Genomic DNA, 17817 nt, shown 5'->3' on the forward strand with positions numbered 1-17817 from the left:
CGAATCGCAATCGACTCTGGATTCCTTTGTTTTCGCAATGTTTTTGCGAAAAACCGGCGTCCACTTTTTCGCACATTGCTCTAGCCCCTGCCGGCGGCGGCGTCCATGGCGCGCAAACATGGCTTTTTTGGCCGGAGCCTCTTCATTTTTCAACCGGACATGAAAGGCTCCGGGCGACGGGTCCAACCGCCTTGCCTGTTGCGAACCGACGGCGCCTTTTCGGGAATATGCGCCCGGCGGGCTGTGGATAGCGGCGACAAGGCCTTGCTCATCATTGCGCCCGCGCGCCCGCGCGCCCATCTTGAAGGTTCAGGTTATTGTGCGGAACAGATGAAATTCACCCCGTCCTTCCTCGATGAGATCCGGGCGCGGCTTCCCTTGTCGGAAGTCGTGGGACAAAGCATGAAACTCAGGAAGGAGGGCCGCGAATGGCGCGGCCTTTCGCCGTTCAACGCCGAAAAGACGCCCTCTTTCTTCGTCAATGATCAGAAGGGGTTTTTCCACGATTTTTCGGCCGGCCGCAGCGGCGACCATTTCACCTTCCTGATGGAAACGCAGGGCCTTGGCTTTCCCGAGGCGGTTGAAAAACTTGCCGCCATGGCGGGTCTGGCGATGCCGGTCGAGACGCCGGAAGCGGCGGCGGCGGAACAGCGCCGCGCCACCGCCATCGAGGCGCTGGAGCTGGCGGCGCAATTTTTCGAGCGGCAATTGCGCGGACCCGCCGGGGCGAAAGCCCGCGCCTATCTGACCGAGCGCGGACTTGGGGAGGAGGCGCGGGAAAAATTCCGTCTCGGCTATGCGCCGGCCGAGCGCTATGCCCTGCGCGATCATCTGGCGGGCAAAGGCTGTGCGTCCGAGACCATGATCGAGGCCGGGCTGCTGACCCATGGCCCGGACATCGCCGTCCCCTATGATTTCTTCCGCGACCGGCTGATGTTCCCGATCTGCGACCGCTCCGGCAGAACAATCGCCTTCGGCGGACGCGCTTTGGCCAGCGAGATCCAGCCGAAATACAAGAACTCGCCGGAAACGCCTTTGTTTCACAAGGGCTCGAACCTTTATAACCTCCACAACGCCCGCCCGGTCGCCCATCGGCTCGGGACAATCGTCGCGGTCGAAGGCTATGTCGATGTCATCGCCATGACCATGGCGGGCCACTCCAATGTCGTCGCGGGGCTCGGCACCGCCCTGACGCCGGAGCAATGCGAATTGCTCTGGAAAATGGCCGAAGAGCCGATCTTGTGTTTCGACGGCGACAAGGCGGGGCGCAAGGCGGCCTTTCGCGCCGTGGACACCGCCCTGCCGCTGATCGGGGCGGGAAAAACCCTGCGTTTCGCTCTGCTGCCGGAAGGCCAGGACCCCGACGACCTGGCGCGCGCCGGCGGCGGCGCGGCGATCGAGGCCGTGCTCGCGGCGGCCAAGCCATTGGTCGAAATGCTGTTTATGCGTGAAGCCGAGGCGCAGCCGCTCGATACGCCCGAGCGCAAGGCCGCTATGGAGCGCCGCCTGCGCGATTGCGCGGGCCAAATCCGCGACGAAGTGCTGCGCCGGCATTATTACGACGATTTTCGCCAGCGCCTGAACGATTTGTTCGGGCAAAGGCGCGCCAGCGGGTCTGGCCGCAATTTCACGCCGGGCGGCGGTTTCAAACGCGATCGTTTCAAACAGGATATGGCGACGTTTTCGCGCGTCCCCGTCGCGCCGAGCGCGGCATTGCTGCAATCGAGCCTGTTCGGCGCGCGCCGGGACGCGCCGGCGACGCGCGAATCGCTGATTCTGGCGCTGCTCCTGAACCACCCCGGCCTGCTGGCCCGCCATGGCGAGGACATCGCCCGGCTCGAATTTTCGAGCCAGACAGCGGGAAAGCTGCGCGACGCCCTGCTCGGCCTGGTCGAACCCGATCTATCGCCCCGCGATCTGCACGAAAAGCTTGCTTCCCGGGGTTTCGACGGTTTATTGGAGGGTCTGGCGGCCAATGCCATATTATCGACACTATGGTTCGTGAAGCCCGACGCGCATGAAAATGACGCGGACGAGGTTTTGCGGCAAGCCTTGGCCTTGCATCATAAACAGCGGGCGTTAAATAGGGAACTGCGATTGGCCGAGACGGTTCTGGCGGAGGAGCCGTCAGCGGCCAATTTTGCCGTGCTCGCGGACATCAGGATGAACTTGTCGGCCCTTGAGGGCGTTGAGGCGACGATCGAAGGCTTTGGCGCGCACTCCGGTCGGGAAGATAAATCGGTTTGAGGATGGATTTGCGCGGGTCGCTCCGGTCCCCGTGAAAATTTGGAATAGCCGAGTTGGACCCATTTTGTCGCCGGATGGTTAAGCGGGAATTAGAATTTTCCGCGCAGCTTGCCGCCATGGGGGCGATTCGCTATGCGGCGGTCGCCCCGGTGGCGCGGACTTGAAAACGCGCGGCAGGAGACGCCCGGGAAGGCGCTGGAAGAAGACGCCGGACGCAGGCGCCAAAACAAGACGCTGACGAAACTTTTGCGGTTTGGAGACCACATGGCGAAAAAAGACGAAGCCAAGCCGGAAGGCGAAGCCGGCGTGGTAGAGGCGACCGACAGCCCCTTGCTCGATCTCTCGGACGCCGCCGTCAAGCGCATGATGAAGCTCGCCAAGAAGCGCGGTTTTGTCACTTACGCCGAATTGAACGCTGTATTGCCGTCGGAAGAGGTGACCTCGGACCAGATCGAGGACGTCTACGCCATATTGAACGAAATGGGCATCAACGTCGTCGAAGCCGAAGAGGCCGACGAGGCCGAGGAAGAAGCCGCTCCCGAGGAAGAAGAGGCCGAGGGCGGGGAACTCGCGGAACCGGCGCCAGCCAAGGCAGTGGCCACGCGAACCTCCGAGCCCGCCGACCGCACCGACGATCCCGTGCGCATGTATCTGCGCGAGATGGGCTCGGTCGAGCTTTTGTCGCGCGAGGGCGAAATCGCCATCGCCAAGCGCATCGAGGCCGGCCGCGAGGCGATGATCGCCGGCCTGTGCGAAAGTCCGCTGACCTTCCAGGCCATCATCATCTGGCGCGACGAACTGGTCGACAGCAAGGTCTTGCTGCGCGAGATCATCGATCTCGAAGCGACCTATGCCGGCCCGGACAGCAAGGCCGGAGCGGCCGTCGCCGGCGCCGAGCCGGAAGCGGAGACGGAAGCGGAAGTGGAAGCCGAGGGCGAGGCGCCCGCCACCGCGCCGCGCAACCCGCCCGCCGGGCTCGACGAGCCGCCGGTTCCCGAGGACGCGTTCGAGGACGAGGACGATATGGAAAATTCCGTATCGCTCTCCGCCATGGAGACGGAACTCAAGCCCAAGGTTCTCGAAACCTTCGACCGCGTCGCCGACGCGTACAAGAAGTTGCGCCGGCTGCAGGACCAGAATGTCGAGAACAAGCTCAAGAACGAGGCGCTGTCCCCGGCGCAGGAGCGCAAATACAAGGCGCTCAAGAAAGAGATCGTCACCGACGTCAAGTCGCTGTCGCTGAACCAGAACCGCATCGACGCGCTGGTCGAGCAGCTTTACGACATCAACCGCCGGCTGATCGGGCTCGAAACCCGGCTGTTGCGGCTGTCGGAAGGTTATGGCGTCGCGCGCGACGACTTTCTGAAAAATTACCACGGCTCGGAACTCGATCCGAAATGGCTGTTGCGCGTCTCGAAACTGGGCGCGCGCGGCTGGAAGGATTTCGTCGCCAACGCCAAGGACGACATTCACGAATTGCGCGGCGATATTCACTCTTTGGCGACCGAAACCGGACTCGAAATCCTCGAATTCCGCAAAATCGTCCATATGGTGCAGAAGGGCGAGCGCGAAGCCCGCCAGGCCAAGAAGGAAATGGTCGAGGCCAATCTGCGTCTCGTCATTTCCATCGCCAAGAAATACACCAATCGCGGGCTGCAATTCCTCGATCTGATCCAGGAAGGCAATATCGGCCTGATGAAGGCGGTCGATAAATTCGAATATCGGCGCGGCTATAAATTCTCGACCTATGCGACCTGGTGGATCCGGCAGGCCATCACGCGCTCGATCGCCGATCAGGCGCGCACCATCCGCATTCCGGTGCACATGATCGAGACGATCAACAAGATCGTGCGCACCTCGCGCCAGATGCTGCATGAGATCGGCCGCGAGCCGACGCCGGAGGAACTGGCGGAAAAGCTCGCCATGCCGCTCGAAAAAGTGCGCAAGGTGCTGAAAATCGCCAAGGAGCCGATTTCGCTGGAGACGCCGATCGGCGACGAGGAGGATTCGCATCTCGGCGATTTCATCGAGGACAAGAACGCCATTCTGCCCATCGATGCGGCGATCCAGTCGAATCTGCGCGAGACGACGACGCGGGTGCTGGCGTCGTTGACGCCGCGCGAGGAACGCGTGCTGCGCATGCGCTTCGGGATCGGCATGAACACCGATCACACGCTGGAGGAAGTCGGCCAGCAGTTTTCGGTGACGCGCGAACGAATCCGCCAGATCGAGGCCAAGGCCTTGCGCAAGCTCAAGCATCCGTCGCGCTCGCGCAAATTGCGGTCGTTTCTCGATAATTGAGGCGGCCGACGTCTTGCGGCCAATGGATTTCTGTGTCGCTTTGCTGCTCGCAATGACAGTGTTTTTCAGTTCGAGGGCTGGCGTGCGGGGGTGATCGCGCCTAGATTGAATTTGCGGCGCTGCGGGGTGCGTGTGGAATTTTCCCCGGGGCCTTACGATCCCCTAGGGAGCTGTCCCTGTCTTCGTCCGTGGACTTAGGCACACGGCGCCCACCTACTCTGTAGGTACCCGGGATCACATCCCACGGCTTTTGTGGCCCGCACCTTATACGGCGCCTTGCTTTTCCTGCCATAAGGCAAGAACGGGCGCGAATTCGGATGGTTTTTGCACATGACCCCTCCCGTTCAGTTAGACAAGACCGCCCTTCGAGCGCAATTGCTGACGGCGCGAAACGGGGTTTCGCGGTCGCAGGCGGCTAGGGCGGCGCAGGCCGTCGCCGAGCGAGCCGGGTCTTTCCTTGATGTCCTCCTCGCCAGTATCGGCGGGTCGCCGGAATCGACGCCAGTCGCCCTCTATGCGAGCTTGCCAGTCGAACTGGATTGCGCGCCTTTACTGAACATTTTGCGTGAACGCGGCTTTCCGCCCTTGCTTCCCGTCGCGCGTGAAAAGGCGACGCCCCTCATTTTCCGGCTCTGGCGGCCGGAGGATCCCCTGATTTCCGCGCGCTATGGCTTGCGCGAGCCGTCGCCGTCCGCGCCGGAATTTATCCCCAAAATCCTGTTCGCGCCCTTGCTCGGTTTCGACGCCAATGGCGGGCGTCTGGGTTTTGGCGGCGGCTATTATGACGCGACCCTGGCCAAGCTGCGCCGCGAAGGTCGGGTCCTGGCTGGCGGCCTCTGCTATTCCTGCCAGCAGGCCGAAAACATTCCGCTCGAAAAACACGATGAAAAACTTGATTTTGTGATAACCGAGGAAGCGCTGTTTCGCTTCGATACGGAAAAATAATGCGTCTTTTGTTTATCGGCGATGTCGTCGGCCGCGCCGGCCGCGCCGCCATTGCCGAACATGTTCCCATTCTGCGCCGCCGTCTGGCGCTCGATTTCGTCGTCGCCAATGGCGAGAACGCCGCCGGCGGTTTTGGCATCACCGAAAACATCGCCCACGATTTTCTCAACGCCGGAGTGGATTGCATCACGCTGGGAAACCACGCCTTCGACCAGCGCGAGGCCCTCGTGTTCATCGAGCGCGCGCCGCAGCTGCTGCGCCCTCTGAACTATCCGGCGGGCACGCCGGGGCGCGGCGCCTGGCTCTACGAAACCCCCAGGGGGGAGCGCGTGCTGGTGATGAATGTGATGGGCCGGGTGTTCATGGATGCGATGGACGATCCCTTTGCGGCGGTGGAGAAGGAACTGGCGGCCTGTCCGCTCGGCCTCGCCTGCGACGCGGCGATCCTCGACATTCACGCCGAAGCGTCGAGCGAGAAACAGGCGCTGGCCTATTTCGCCGACGGTCGGGTGTCGCTGGCGATCGGCACCCATACCCATGTCCCGACCGCCGACTGGCGCATCCTGCCCCATGGCGCAGCCTATCAGACCGACGCCGGCATGACGGGCGATTATGATTCGGTGATCGGTATGGACAAGGAGGAACCCATTCGCCGTTTCACCCGCAAGACGCCAGGCTCGCGTTTCGAACCCGCCGAGGGCGCGGCGACCCTGTGCGGCCTGTTCGTCGAAACCGGATCGGACGGGCTGGCGAAAAGGGTCGAGGCCCTGCGCGTCGGCGGCGCCTTGGCGCAGGCGCTTCCCGCCGCTTGAGGCGCCTTTTCAGCCGGCCAGCGCTTGTTTATAAGGTGCGATCCTATTCAATCGTCCCTTGCGTCGCGCCAGAACCGGCGGCGTCGGGGCGCTTTCCAAAAAGCAATCAGGGACGCATATGGCCGGGCATAGTCAGTTCAAGAATATCATGCACAGGAAGGGCAAGGCCGACGCCGCCCGTTCCAAGCTTTTTTCCAAACTGGCGCGCGAAATCACCGTCGCCGCCAAGATGGGGCTGCCCGACCCGAACATGAACGCCCGCCTGCGCGCAGCCTGTATCGCGGCGCGCGTCGAAAACATGCCCAAGGACAATATCGAGCGGGCGATCAAGAAGGCCGCCGGCGCCGATGGCGAAAACTACGACGAAGTGCGCTACGAGGGCTATGCGCCGGGCGGCGTCGCGGTCATCGTCGAGGCCCTGACCGACAACCGCAACCGCACGGCGGGCGAGGTGCGCTCCTATTTCACCAAGGCGGGCGGGGCGCTGGCGGAAACCGGCGCCGTCTCCTTCCTGTTCGATCATGTCGGCCAGATCGAGTTCGACGCGAACAAGGCGGGCGAGGACGCGATGATGGAGGCGGCCATCGAGGCCGGCGCCGAGGATGTCGCCAGCACTCCGGACGGCCATGAGATCACCACGGCGCTCGAAGATCTGGTCGAAGTGACCAAGGCTTTGGAAGCGAAATTCGGCGAGGCGAACAAGTCGAAACTGGTGTGGAAGCCGCAGAACACGATTGCGGTGGACGACGAGGCCGGCGAAAAAATCCTGCGGCTGATCGGCTCGCTCGAAGACAATGACGACGTGCAGAACGTCTACGCCAATTTCGAGATTTCCGACGCGCTGATGGCGAAAATGGGCGGCTGACTATTTTTCCGGCCGTCTCGGCGCCATCATTGCGCGCGCAGCGAATCCAGTCGACGCACGCCGAGGCCGCTGGATTGCCGTGTCGCCGCGCTCCTCCCACCGATGGCGACGAGAAGGAACGGCAAGAACCGCGCGTTAAATGGAAAAGCCCCGGCGAAGCATTTCGCCGGGGCTTTTTTCTGGATTGATCTGGAAGAGGCTTCGTTCGGCCTCAGACGCCCTTATGCTGCAAGGCCGCCATGATTTCTTCCATGATCGCCGGATCGTCGATGGTGGCGGGCATGGTCCAGGGATCGTGGTCGGCGATCTTTTTCATCGTGCCGCGCAGAATCTTGCCCGAACGGGTTTTCGGCAGACGCGCGACGCAGATGGCGATCTTGAACGCCGCCACCGGGCCGATCTTGTCGCGCACCAGCTTGACGATGTCCTTCTCGATGTCGATCGGTGAGCGCGTCACCCCGGATTTGAGCACGATGAAGCCGCAGGGCTGCTCGCCCTTGAGTTCGTCCTTGACGCCGATCACCGCGCATTCGGCGACGTCGGGATGGGAGGCGAGCACTTCCTCCATGCCGCCGGTCGAGAGGCGGTGGCCGGCGACGTTGATGATGTCGTCGGTGCGGCCCATGATGTAGACGTAATTATCCGCGTCGATGAAGCCGGCGTCGGCGGTTTTGTAGAAGCCGGGGAAATCGATCAGATAGGACTCGGTCATGCGCGCGTCCTGTTTCCACAGGGTCGGCAGGTTGCCGGGAGGCAGCGGCAGCTTGATCACGATCGAGCCCATCTTGCCGGCCTCCACCGGATGGGCGGCCTCGTCGACGATCTGGATGTCGTAGCCGGGCATGGCGACGGTCGGCGAGCCATGCTTGACCGGCAGGGCGCCCAGACCCACCGGATTGCCGGCGATCGCCCAGCCGGTTTCGGTCTGCCACCAATGGTCGATGACCGGGACGCCCAAAACCTTCTCGGCCCAGGCGACGGTGTCCGGATCGGCGCGTTCGCCGGCCAGGAACAGCGTCCGCAGGCTCTTGCCGACATTGTATTTCTTGAGAAATTCGGCGTTGGGGTCTTCCTTGCGCACGGCGCGGAAGGCGGTCGGCGCGGTGAACAGCGCGGAAATGTGATATTCCTCGATCATCCGCCAGAAGGCGCCGGCGTCGGGGGTGCCGATGGGCTTGCCCTCGTAGACCACGGTGGTCGCGCCGTGCAGCAATTGCGCATAGATGATGTAGGAATGGCCGACCACCCAGCCGACGTCGGAAGCCGCCCAGAACACTTCGCCCGGTTCGATGCCATAGAGATTTTTCATCGTCCATTTGAGCGCCACGGCATGGCCGCCATTGTCGCGCACCACGCCCTTGGGAATGCCGGTCGTGCCCGACGTATAGAGGATGTAGAGCGGGTCGGTCGCCTTCATTTCCTCGGGTTCGACGGTGCGGCGCTCGGCCAGCGCCGCGACGACGAGATCGCCCCAGTCGAAATCGCGTCCGGGAATCATCGTCGCCTGTTCCTGCGGGCGCTGGAGCAACAGAACCTTCTCCGGCTTGACGGCGGCGAGGTTGATCGCCTCGTCGAGCAAGGGCTTGTACTTGACGACGCGGTTCGGCTCGATCCCGGCCGAGGCGGTGAGGATGACTTTCGGCTCGCTGTCGTTGATGCGGGTGGCGAGTTCCTTGGAGGCGAAGCCGCCGAACACCACCGAATGAATGGCGCCGATGCGGGCGCAGGCGAGCACGCCGATCACCGCTTCGGCGATCATCGGCATGTAGACCAGCACGCGGTCGCCCCTGACGACGCCGAAATCCTTGAGTACGGCGGCGACCGCGTTCACTTCGGCCAGCAATTGCGCATAGGTGTAGATGCGCTTGATGCCGGTGACCGGGCTGTCGAAGATCAGCGCGGCCTGGTCGGCGCGGCCGTTGTTCACATGGCGATCGAGCGCATTATAGCAGGTGTTGAGCGTGCCGTCGGGAAACCAGCGGCCATAGACGCCTGCCTGCGGGTCGAAAATGGTTTTGGGCGGCGTGATCCAGTCGATTTCCTTGGCGGCCTCGGCCCAGAAGGCCAGCGGATCGCTTTTCCAGGATTGATAGACCTCGTTGTAGCGGCTGGCCATGTGCGTTCCCCTCGTGGTTTCTTCTCGCGCGAAGACTTCGCGCGCTGGCAGGATTTGGACGGGAAATTGCGCCGCCGCGCGCCATAAGTCCAGAATGGGCGCGCTCAACCCTTTGGCTAATGCGGCAGGCGGCCTTGCCCGAATTTTAACGGGCGCCATGCGACAAGATGGGCTCTCAACGGAGCCGCCTTGACCTTGCCGCCGATCCTCGCCTTTTTTCGTGACGCGCCCTGGCTCGACGAGCGCCGCGCCCGCGCCTGGTTGCGGATTCTTGCCGCCGTCCAGTTTTTGGGGCTGGTCGGACTGGTCGCAGCCTGCCGCCATGGCGCGGACCTGCGCGGCGAACCGCTCGGCACGGATTTCGTCAGTTTCTGGACGGCGGCGCGGCTGGCGCTCTCCGGCGCGGCGGCTTCGGTCTACGATCCCGCCGCCCATCACGCCGCCGAACAGGCGTTTTTTGGCGGAAATTTCGGCTTTTACGCGTTTTTCTACCCGCCGGTGTTTCTGCTGTTCTGCCTGCCGCTCGGGCTCGCGCCCTATTTCGTCGCCCTCGTCGCGTGGCTGGCGGCGACCGGCGCCGCCTATGTTCGGGTGGTGCGGCAAATCGCCGCAAATCGCTTCGGCGTGCTGCCGATCCTGGCCTTTCCCGCCGTCTTCGTCACCCTCGGCCATGGCCAGAACGCGCTGCTCACGACGGCGCTGTTCGGCGCGGGCGCGCTTTGGCTCGGCGCGCGGCCGCTGCTCGCCGGGTTGGCGTTCGGCGCGCTGTGCTACAAGCCGCAACTCGCCCTTCTGCTGCCGCTCGGCCTTGCGGCGAGCGGGCGCTGGCGGGCGCTCATCGCCATGGGTTTGAGTGCGGCGGCGCTTTGCGCGCTGTCGTTCCTGCTGTTCGGTGCGCCCGTCTGGCGGGCCTTTATCGCGGAGTCCCCGCTCGCCCGCGCCGTTCTGGAGCAGGGGCTGGTCGAGCCGGAAAAAATGATCAGCCTGTTCGCCGCGCTTCGCCTCGCCGGCGGCGGCCTCAACCTCGCCTACGCCGCGCAGGGCGCGCTGTCCATTGGGGTCGCGCTGGCGCTCGTCGCCGCCTTGCGCCGGACCAACGATGCGCTGGAGCAGGGCGTGCTGATCGCCGCCGCCACCTTGCTGGCGACGCCCTTCGCGCTCGATTATGATCTGGCGCTGCTGGCGCTCCCCTTGGCGCTCTTGTTCTCGCGGGCGCGGGCGACCGGCTTTTTGCCGTTTGAAAAAATCCTGGCTCTTGCCGCCTATGCCCTGCCGGCCTTCGCGCGGCCTCTGGCGCAAACCTTCTATCTGCCTTTGGCGCCGGCGATTCTGCTCCTGTTGTTCGCCGCGCTGGTCCGTCGCGTCGCGCCGGCGCCGGTATGGCGCAAGCGCATTTTTGCGGAAGAACCGGCATGAACGTTCCGAAAAAAGACGGGTTTTTTAAGGAAATCGCCATTTTTGGCGGGCTCGCGCTGCTGACCCTGCTGCTGCGCGCGCCTTTTGCCGCCAATATCGGCGAGGACGAGGCGTTTTTCGCTGTGATCGGGCGGGACTGGCCGCAGGGAATCCTGCCCTATGCCGGGCGTTTCGACGTCAAGCCGCCGGGGCTGTTTCTGCTTTATGCCTTGGCGGGCCAAATCCTCGGGTCGGGCGTCGCCGCGATCAAGGGACTGGAAATCATTTTTGTCGCCGCCTCGGCCTACGGGCTGTGGCGGATCGGCCGCGATCATTTTTCCCGACCCGTCGGCATGGCCGCCGCCACGCTCTACCCGCTTTATTCGCTGGCCATGTCGGGAGTCAACGCGCCGGTCGCGCTGTTTCTGAACGGCTTTGAAATCTTCGCCGTCCTTGCGGCGCTTGGCGCGGCAGGCCAAACAAAGGCGCCCTGGCGGCAGGCGGGCATGAGCGGCCTGTTGTTTGGCTGCGCCTTCACGATCAAGCAGACGGCGGCTTTCGAGGCGGGCGCGGTGGCGATCGCGCTGTCGTTGCAGGCGCCGACCTTGCGCATCAAAACGCGCTGTTTCGTCGCCTTCGCTGTGGCCGGCGCCGTCGCCCCGCTCGTCTTCGCCGGCTATTTTTTGGCGCAGCGTCAATTCGCGGCTCTCTGGACGAACAGCGTGCTGGCGGCGATGGGCCGGCTCGGCGGGGACCAGGTCGGCTTTCTCGAAGGACTGGCGCGGCTTCCCGGCGGTTTGCGGCCGATTTGGCTGCCTCTGGCCGGCGCTGTCCTGACGCTGCTGCGCTGGCCGGCTCTTTCGCGCGGGCCGCTCGCGGGGCCGTTGCGGCTGTGCCTGTTCTGGCTGGGCGGCGCATTGCTGGCGCTCGTCGCCATGCGCGCCATGTATGACCATTACTTCCTGCCGCTGGTCCCGCCGCTCCTGCTGCTCGGCGCCGTCGCATGTTTCAACGCGCTGGATTTTCGCGCGCAAGCGGAGCGCGCCCGAATGGCGCTGCTGGCGGCGGCGGCGCTTTGCCCGATGGCCGCCGGCTTCGACGACTGGAGGCAGGGCGGCGAGGACCGACCAGCGCTCCGCGCGGCTTCAATGGCGGCGGTCGCCGCCGGACTGGCGCCGGGCGACCGGGCTTTGGTGGTCAACCGTGGCGTGCAGTTTTACAACGAAACCGGCGCCGCGCCCGCCGGGCGCATTTTTCATCCGCAGCATCTGCTCTGCGACTTTCCCGGGTTGCGCGGCGATACGCTCGCTGAGGCGATGGCGGCGCGGCCGCCCTTCATCCTGCTCGCCGACACGCGCCTTGGCATGGTCTGCGAAAAGGCCGAGCGGCTGGAGCGGCTGCTGGAGATTTTGCGCGAGGGCTACGAATTGGCCGCCCATGCGGCCGGCGATTGGGACTCTTACGACCTTTACCGGCTGGCCGACAAAAAAGTCCCCGCCGGATGAGCGGGGACTGGCGGGCTGGCGGTTCGGCGCGCGGGCCGGGACTGGCTGGCAATTCCTAGTGTACGGTTTCCCGCGCGCTTTGGCGCAATTTGGCGATTTCGTCCTTGAGCAGCAATTTTTTTCGTTTCATCTCGTGCAGCTTGAGCTCGTCTACCGACGGATGCAGCTCCTCCTTCTCGATTTCCCGTTGCAGCGAAAGATGGCGGCGTTCGAGTTCGGCGAGATGGCTTTGCATGGACATGCGCAACTCCTATCGAGGCTTTGACGACAGTAGTGTGACACGATTATATCCGGCTGCAAGCGGAAAATTCAAACATGAAAATCCTTTATAATCAAAGCGACGCTGCCGCAACGACAGGCGGGCGGCGCCGCTCCAGCTAAGCCCGGAATTTGCGACGGCGCCTGCTGTCGCCGGCTTTTTCCGGCATGGCGCTTGCCCGCCCCTTTCTGGCCTTGCTCTCGACGCGCGGGGCGGACATAATCGCTTCCAAGGCGACGACAGCGCTCAATCGGGCGCCATCGAGGCCTCGACTTGGGATTGGCCTGCGGCTTGCGATGAGCAGAGAACTTAGCGACGAAGAACGGGCCGAACTCGCCGGAGAAGTCGAGCGTCTGCGACAGGAGCATCGGGACCTCGACGCCGCCATCCATGCGCTGATGGCCGTGGCGGCGAACGACCGGCTGCAATTGCAGCGGCTCAAGAAGCGCAAGCTCGCTTTGCGCGACCGCATATCCTTCCTCGAAGACACGATGACGCCCGATATTATTGCGTAGATTTCGGTTTCACGCCGATGGCTTTTGCTTTAGACACCTCGCCTTCGAGATCCTGTCCCGATCCGATGGCGTCGGATCGGGACAGGATCAGGGTTTCTTGTTTTGACGCGTTTTCCTTACGCGAACCGGCATCCACTTCGCTCGAAAACGTTATTGATGATTCAGGTCCAAAAACCAGTGCCGAAAACAAAACCTCCCGTCGCCATCGTCATGGGCAGCCAGTCCGACTGGGCGACCATGCGCCATGCCGGCGAAACCCTCGCGGCGCTCGGCATAGAGGCGGACGTGCGCATCGTCTCGGCGCATCGCACCCCCGACCGGCTGGTGGCTTTCGCCAAGGGCGCGCGCACGGCGGGGTTCAAGGTCATCATCGCCGGCGCCGGCGGCGCCGCCCATCTGCCTGGCATGGCCGCCGCCATGACGCCGCTGCCGGTGCTCGGCGTGCCGATCGAATCCAAGGCCCTGTCGGGACGGGATTCCCTTTATTCCATCGTGCAGATGCCCGGCGGCGTGCCGGTGGGAACCTTGGCGATCGGCAAGCCGGGGGCGATCAACGCCGCTTTGCTCGCCGCCGCCATTCTCGCCCTTAACGACGAAAAGCTCGCGGCGCGGCTCGACGCCTGGCGCGAAAAACAGACGGCGGAGGTCGCGGAGCGGCCCGACCATGGTTGAGCAAACCCTCGCGCCGGGCGCGCGCGTCGGCATTGTAGGCGGCGGCCAACTTGGCCGGATGCTGGCGCTCGCCGCCGCGCGCCTCGGCCTCTCCAGCCATATTTTCACCGATCGCGACGACGACCCGGCGATCGAGGTCGCAGGCCGCGCCTGCGTCGCGCCTTATGACGATGAACGGGCTCTGGCGCGCTTCGTCGCCGAGGTCGATGTCGTCACCTATGAATTCGAAAATATTCCGGCGGGCGCGGCGGCGTTTCTCGACTCGCAGAAGCCGGTGCGGCCTTCGCCGCGGGTGCTGGCGCTGACCCAGGACCGGCTCATCGAGAAGAATTTCATCGCCGGGCTCGGCATCGAGGTCGCACCCTATGCGCAGGTGGACGACGCCGGCGCCCTCGCGCGGGCGGTGGCGCAGATCGGCCGCCCGTCGATTCTGAAAACCCGGCGCTTCGGCTATGACGGCAAGGGCCAGACGTTGATCCGCCTCGGCTCGGATCTGGCCACCGCCTTCCGCTCGCTCGGCGGCCAGCCTTCGATTCTGGAGGGTTTCATCCCCTTCCGCTGCGAGGTCTCGGTGGTGGCGGCGCGCGGGCTCGACGGCGATTTCGTCGCCTGGGACATCGGCCGGAACGTCCATGAACATCACATTCTCGCCACCACGACGGTTCCCGCCGGCCTGAGCGCCGAACTGGCTGCTCGGGCCGTGGACAAGGCCCGACGAATCGCGGAGGCGCTGGATTATGTCGGCGTGCTGGCGGTCGAGATGTTTGTCGTCGAGGACAGCGCCGGACTGCGCCTCCTGGTCAACGAGATCGCGCCGCGCGTGCATAATTCCGGCCACTGGACGCTGGATGGGTCGGTCACTTCGCAATTCGAGCAGCATTTGCGCGCGGTGTGCGGCTTTCCACTCGGCAGCGCCCGCGCTCATGGACCTTTGGAAATGCGTAACCTGATCGGCGACGATATTTTTCGCTGGCGCGAGCTTCTGGCGCGAAAGGGCGCCTGCCTGCATCTCTATGGCAAGAGCGAGCCGCGTCCGGGCCGGAAGATGGGCCATGTCACGTTGTTGCGCGACGCGGAAAACTGAAGCTCCGCCGCCTCATTTGCGCAATTTCGACCTGACCCAGAGGAACAAACCGCCGGCGCCAAGAGCCAGCAGGCCCGCGATCGAGAGCCCTATCGCCGATTGTTCGAGCCAGGCCGCTCCCGGAACCGCCAGCGCCAGCAGGAGCCCGACCAGCGAGATCCGCCAGACGTTCGAGTGTACTCCGGCGAGAAAGGTGGACAGCGCCAGCACCGTCAAAAGCGACAGGCCGGTGGCGTTGTCGTTGAGCACGCCCCGGACTTGCGGCAGGAACAAAAGCCGCATGGCGACGAAACAGGCGAGCCAGTGGATGGCCTGGGTTTTGACCAGCCGCGTCCGGCTCGCGGTCTCGCCGCCGTCCTCCCATCCCGCGACGATGCAGATCAGCGCATAGGCCGGCGTCAGCAATTGCCAGTATAAAATGGCCGGGCTTCCGATGAAATCATGGATCGCTATGCCGACGAAGCCGCCCAGCAGCATGGCGATATAGGGCAGTTCGGCGCGAAGGGCCTCGCCGCCGGTCTCGGCATGGGGCTTGTTCGGCACGAATTCCGGTCCTTCGTCGCTCATCGCTCTGGCTCCTGTTCTTATGAAACGCCGTCATTGCGAGCGGAGCGAAGCCATCGCGAGGCTGCGACGGGACCGCGCTCAGACCGGCGTCTTTCGACACGCGTTGGGCTGGCAATGACGAATCTGGCAATGTCGGATATTGGGTCGATCTCGCAGGTTTTCACCCGCGAGATCGGGTGTTTTTGCGCCGATCAGGTCGAGGGCGCCTGTTCCGGCGCCGGCGCCGCGGACTGCACTGCGGCGCTGGCGTCGGCGAGCGCCTTCTGCAATTCGGCTTCCTTCTCATTGTCGAAGGAGGTGCGCAACACCTTGCCGCCGGAGCCCTTGAGATCTTCGAGCACCTTGTCGGTGGTCATCTTCTTGATGAGCAGGAACAAAGCCGCGTTGCCGGACTGCAAACTCGCCGACGCTTCGCGGATGAAATCGTCGTTGATGCCGAAGTCGGTCAGCTTGCCGCTCAGCGCGCCCGAGGCCGCGCCGATGGCGGCGCCCGCCAGCGGCATCAGGAAAATGAAGCCGATCAGCGTGCCCCAGAACGCGCCGCCGGCCGCGCCGACGGCGGTGGTCGAAAACAGTTGGTTGAGCTTGATATGGCCGTTCGGCTGCTTGACCGCGATAACGGCGTCGCCGAGTTCGATCAGGTACTCCTTTTGCAGGCCCAGCAATTTCTGCCGGACCTCCTCGGCCTTTTCCTCGGACGGAAACTCGATGACCAGTAGATCGCTCATATTTCATACTCCCTGCAAGATGTCGCACCGCGCGACGTCATTCGCTTTTTTGACTTTTTCCGCGCGCGCCCCAAAAGCCGCGTCGCGGTTTTCCGGCGCCCCTCAAATCGTCGCCGCCAAATCCATCCTGCCGCGCCTTCTGACGCTTGCGCAAGCGTTTAGGAGCCTTCGCGACGCCGCGCAAGCTAGTTTGATTTTCTTCCATCGCAAAATGAACCCTGTGTGACGCACAGGGCGCGACCACAGGTCAGTCAAGGGGCGCGCCAGACTGCGACGCTGCGCGAAACCTTCCCGGGGTCATTCCGGTCAATCGCAGGAAGGCGCGGTGGAAGTTCGACGGGTCGGTATAGCCTGCGCGCAGCGCGATTTCGGCCAATGGCGCGTCGCTCGTCGCCAAAAGCCGCTTCGCCCGCCGCAGGCATGATTGGCGGACGATCTCGCGGTAGCTGGCGCCCTCAAGGCGCAACGCATGTTGCAGCGTCCGACGCGGCAGGCCAAATTCGGCGGCTGTGGCGCCGAGGCCGTTTTGCGGCCGGTCGTCGTGGAGTTCGAGCGCAAGCAGCACCGCTTCGGCGATTCTTTTGGGCAATGGCCGGTCGCGGTAAGCGCTGAGTTCTTCGATCGGCGCAACCGCCGACAGGCCGGCGACCGGGGTCCATTTGTCCAGCCATGACGCCGGAAAGGAGAGGGCGTAATCGCTCGCGCGAGGCCGCACCGCGACGCCGATGCGGCTTTCCAGCAGACGCGCCTCCGCCGCATGGGGCTCCGCGACATGGATTTCGATCTGGCTTTTGCCGGCGCCGGGATAGCGCATGACGCCGCCCAGCATTTGCATCAGGCTGCGCTGCGCATGGTGTTCGACCGTCGGTTCGCATCGCGCGCGGTAGCAAATGCGCCAGATCGCCCGGCCGCCTTCGGCGCGCAGGTCCATGACCAGTTCGCTGCTATGCAGGGGCTGCGCGGCGATGCTGCGCGCGACCATCTGCCCGAGGGTTTCGCCCTGCAGCGCATATTCGACAAAAGGCCCGAAATCCTCAAGGCGAATATTCTGGCCGACGCGGGCGCCGAACTGTCGGTCGCCGCTCATTCGCGCCGCGAGATTGAAGACCCGGTTCATCAGGACGAAGGGCACGAGGACGGACGGCGCCGGGCATTCGAGCCTGAAACCCGTCTGGAGCCGCAGCCGTTTGAGCGCTTCGGCGCCCTGCTCGGCCTCGAATATCCTGAACAGCGGCCCCAGGCCCGAGGCCCGGCAAAACAAGGGCGCCGTCATTGCTTCCCTCCCCGACCGTCGCAAGGCGACCGTTCGACTATGCACAGTCTGGCTATTTGCGCAAAATGACAATGGACACACTTTCGAGGAATCCTAAAGTCCGCTGCGGGAAAAGCTGATTCTTTCCGGATCGGATTGCTTCGGGGGCGCGTCATCGACGGATTTGGGACGCCGCCCTTGATCCAGATCAAAAATCTCGCCGAATAGCGATTTTTTGTCCGGTACGGCTTTATTGAGAAAAAATATGGCTCTGCGCATCGTGATCTTATGCTAGCGTCAATGCCATGTATCTATGCGGGGAGGCGTCGATAACATGAATTAATCGGCATGTCGGCGGATGTTAATTAAAGACGCTTGGCTTTGCGGCGGAGCAATATGCTGCGCTGTATTGTATTATTGAAATCTAGTTGAAATTAGAACTATTTTAAACGAAGTGTAAATGTAGATTTACGTCATTTCTGTCTTGCATAGGTGCGGTTTTCATGCAGAATTATTGCCACCATTATTACTCACCTCGGGTATGATGCTATTGG

16 protein-coding genes and 1 other RNA gene are annotated in these 17817 nt (G+C 63.5%); 11 read left to right on the forward strand and 6 right to left on the reverse strand.

Annotation, left to right across the window (positions count from 1 at the left end; translation table 11 throughout):
- Window positions 1-186: hypothetical protein (locus tag QZY01_RS20345; RefSeq protein ID WP_294540834.1), on the reverse strand; the 186-nt coding region annotated here is incomplete at its 3' end.
- Between the two features lie 144 nt (window positions 187-330).
- On the opposite strand from QZY01_RS20345, the gene dnaG reads away from it, so the two are divergent.
- The 6 genes from dnaG to QZY01_RS20375 all read left to right on the forward strand — a co-directional run bounded on the left by dnaG (window position 331) and on the right by QZY01_RS20375 (window position 7170).
- Window positions 331-2247, forward strand: a complete 1917-nt coding sequence (gene dnaG / locus QZY01_RS20350; protein WP_294540837.1) for a DNA primase — start codon at window positions 331-333, stop codon at window positions 2245-2247.
- A 264-nt stretch (window positions 2248-2511) separates the two neighbouring features.
- Window positions 2512-4548, forward strand: a complete 2037-nt coding sequence (gene rpoD, locus QZY01_RS20355; protein ID WP_294540838.1) for an RNA polymerase sigma factor RpoD — start codon at window positions 2512-2514, stop codon at window positions 4546-4548.
- A gap of 113 nt (window positions 4549-4661) precedes the next feature.
- Window positions 4662-4810: non-coding RNA, 6S RNA (gene ssrS, locus QZY01_RS20360), on the forward strand.
- Between the two features lie 68 nt (window positions 4811-4878).
- Entirely contained in the window at window positions 4879-5493 is a 615-nt protein-coding gene (locus tag QZY01_RS20365) for a 5-formyltetrahydrofolate cyclo-ligase (RefSeq protein ID WP_294540841.1), read from the forward strand.
- Window positions 5493-6305, forward strand: a complete 813-nt coding sequence (locus QZY01_RS20370) for a TIGR00282 family metallophosphoesterase (protein ID WP_294540843.1) — start codon at window positions 5493-5495, stop codon at window positions 6303-6305. Before QZY01_RS20365 ends, QZY01_RS20370 begins: the two co-directional genes overlap by 1 nt.
- A gap of 118 nt (window positions 6306-6423) precedes the next feature.
- The gene (locus QZY01_RS20375; protein WP_294540845.1) at window positions 6424-7170 is read left to right on the forward strand and encodes a YebC/PmpR family DNA-binding transcriptional regulator; all 747 of its coding nucleotides are present in this window, start codon (window positions 6424-6426) and stop codon (window positions 7168-7170) included.
- A gap of 211 nt (window positions 7171-7381) precedes the next feature.
- Here the strand turns inward: QZY01_RS20375 and QZY01_RS20380 are convergent, their stop codons facing one another.
- The gene (locus QZY01_RS20380) at window positions 7382-9286 is read right to left on the reverse strand and encodes a propionyl-CoA synthetase (protein ID WP_294540847.1); all 1905 of its coding nucleotides are present in this window, start codon (window positions 9284-9286) and stop codon (window positions 7382-7384) included.
- Window positions 9287-9475: 189 nt separating this feature from the next.
- On the opposite strand from QZY01_RS20380, the gene QZY01_RS20385 reads away from it, so the two are divergent.
- The gene (locus QZY01_RS20385; RefSeq protein ID WP_294540849.1) at window positions 9476-10702 is read left to right on the forward strand and encodes a glycosyltransferase family 87 protein; all 1227 of its coding nucleotides are present in this window, start codon (window positions 9476-9478) and stop codon (window positions 10700-10702) included.
- Entirely contained in the window at window positions 10699-12186 is a 1488-nt protein-coding gene (locus QZY01_RS20390; RefSeq protein ID WP_294540851.1) for a glycosyltransferase family 39 protein, read from the forward strand. The genes QZY01_RS20385 and QZY01_RS20390 overlap by 4 nt, the downstream gene beginning before the upstream one ends.
- A gap of 55 nt (window positions 12187-12241) precedes the next feature.
- Here the strand turns inward: QZY01_RS20390 and QZY01_RS20395 are convergent, their stop codons facing one another.
- The gene (locus QZY01_RS20395; protein ID WP_294540853.1) at window positions 12242-12427 is read right to left on the reverse strand and encodes a DUF465 domain-containing protein; all 186 of its coding nucleotides are present in this window, start codon (window positions 12425-12427) and stop codon (window positions 12242-12244) included.
- A gap of 314 nt (window positions 12428-12741) precedes the next feature.
- Here QZY01_RS20395 and QZY01_RS20400 point away from each other — a divergent pair, with 314 nt between their 5' ends.
- The 3 genes from QZY01_RS20400 (at window position 12742) to QZY01_RS20410 (ending at window position 14716) form a co-directional block, all read left to right on the forward strand.
- Window positions 12742-12960, forward strand: coding sequence for a DUF465 domain-containing protein (locus QZY01_RS20400; RefSeq protein ID WP_294540855.1), 219 nt, complete (start codon window positions 12742-12744; stop codon window positions 12958-12960).
- Between the two features lie 156 nt (window positions 12961-13116).
- A complete protein-coding gene (gene purE, locus QZY01_RS20405) occupies window positions 13117-13632 on the forward strand; it encodes a 5-(carboxyamino)imidazole ribonucleotide mutase (protein WP_294540857.1) in 516 nt (171 codons plus the stop codon).
- Window positions 13625-14716, forward strand: coding sequence for a 5-(carboxyamino)imidazole ribonucleotide synthase (locus tag QZY01_RS20410; protein WP_294540859.1), 1092 nt, complete (start codon window positions 13625-13627; stop codon window positions 14714-14716). The genes purE and QZY01_RS20410 overlap by 8 nt, the downstream gene beginning before the upstream one ends.
- A 12-nt stretch (window positions 14717-14728) precedes the next feature.
- On the opposite strand, the gene QZY01_RS20415 is transcribed toward QZY01_RS20410, so the two are convergent.
- From QZY01_RS20415 to QZY01_RS20425, 3 genes are all read right to left on the reverse strand, one after another.
- Window positions 14729-15283, reverse strand: a complete 555-nt coding sequence (locus QZY01_RS20415) for a hypothetical protein (RefSeq protein WP_294540861.1) — start codon at window positions 15281-15283, stop codon at window positions 14729-14731.
- Window positions 15284-15474: 191 nt separating this feature from the next.
- Window positions 15475-16011 carry a DUF1269 domain-containing protein gene (locus QZY01_RS20420; protein ID WP_294540863.1) on the reverse strand — a complete coding sequence of 179 codons (537 nt, stop codon included), beginning with the start codon at window positions 16009-16011 and terminating at the stop codon, window positions 15475-15477.
- A 247-nt stretch (window positions 16012-16258) separates the two neighbouring features.
- Window positions 16259-17284, reverse strand: coding sequence for an AraC family transcriptional regulator (locus tag QZY01_RS20425; RefSeq protein WP_294540865.1), 1026 nt, complete (start codon window positions 17282-17284; stop codon window positions 16259-16261).
- Window positions 17285-17817 lie beyond the last annotated feature (533 nt).

The organism is uncultured Rhodoblastus sp., from assembly GCF_903903185.1.
GTDB lineage: Bacteria > Pseudomonadota > Alphaproteobacteria > Rhizobiales > Beijerinckiaceae > Rhodoblastus.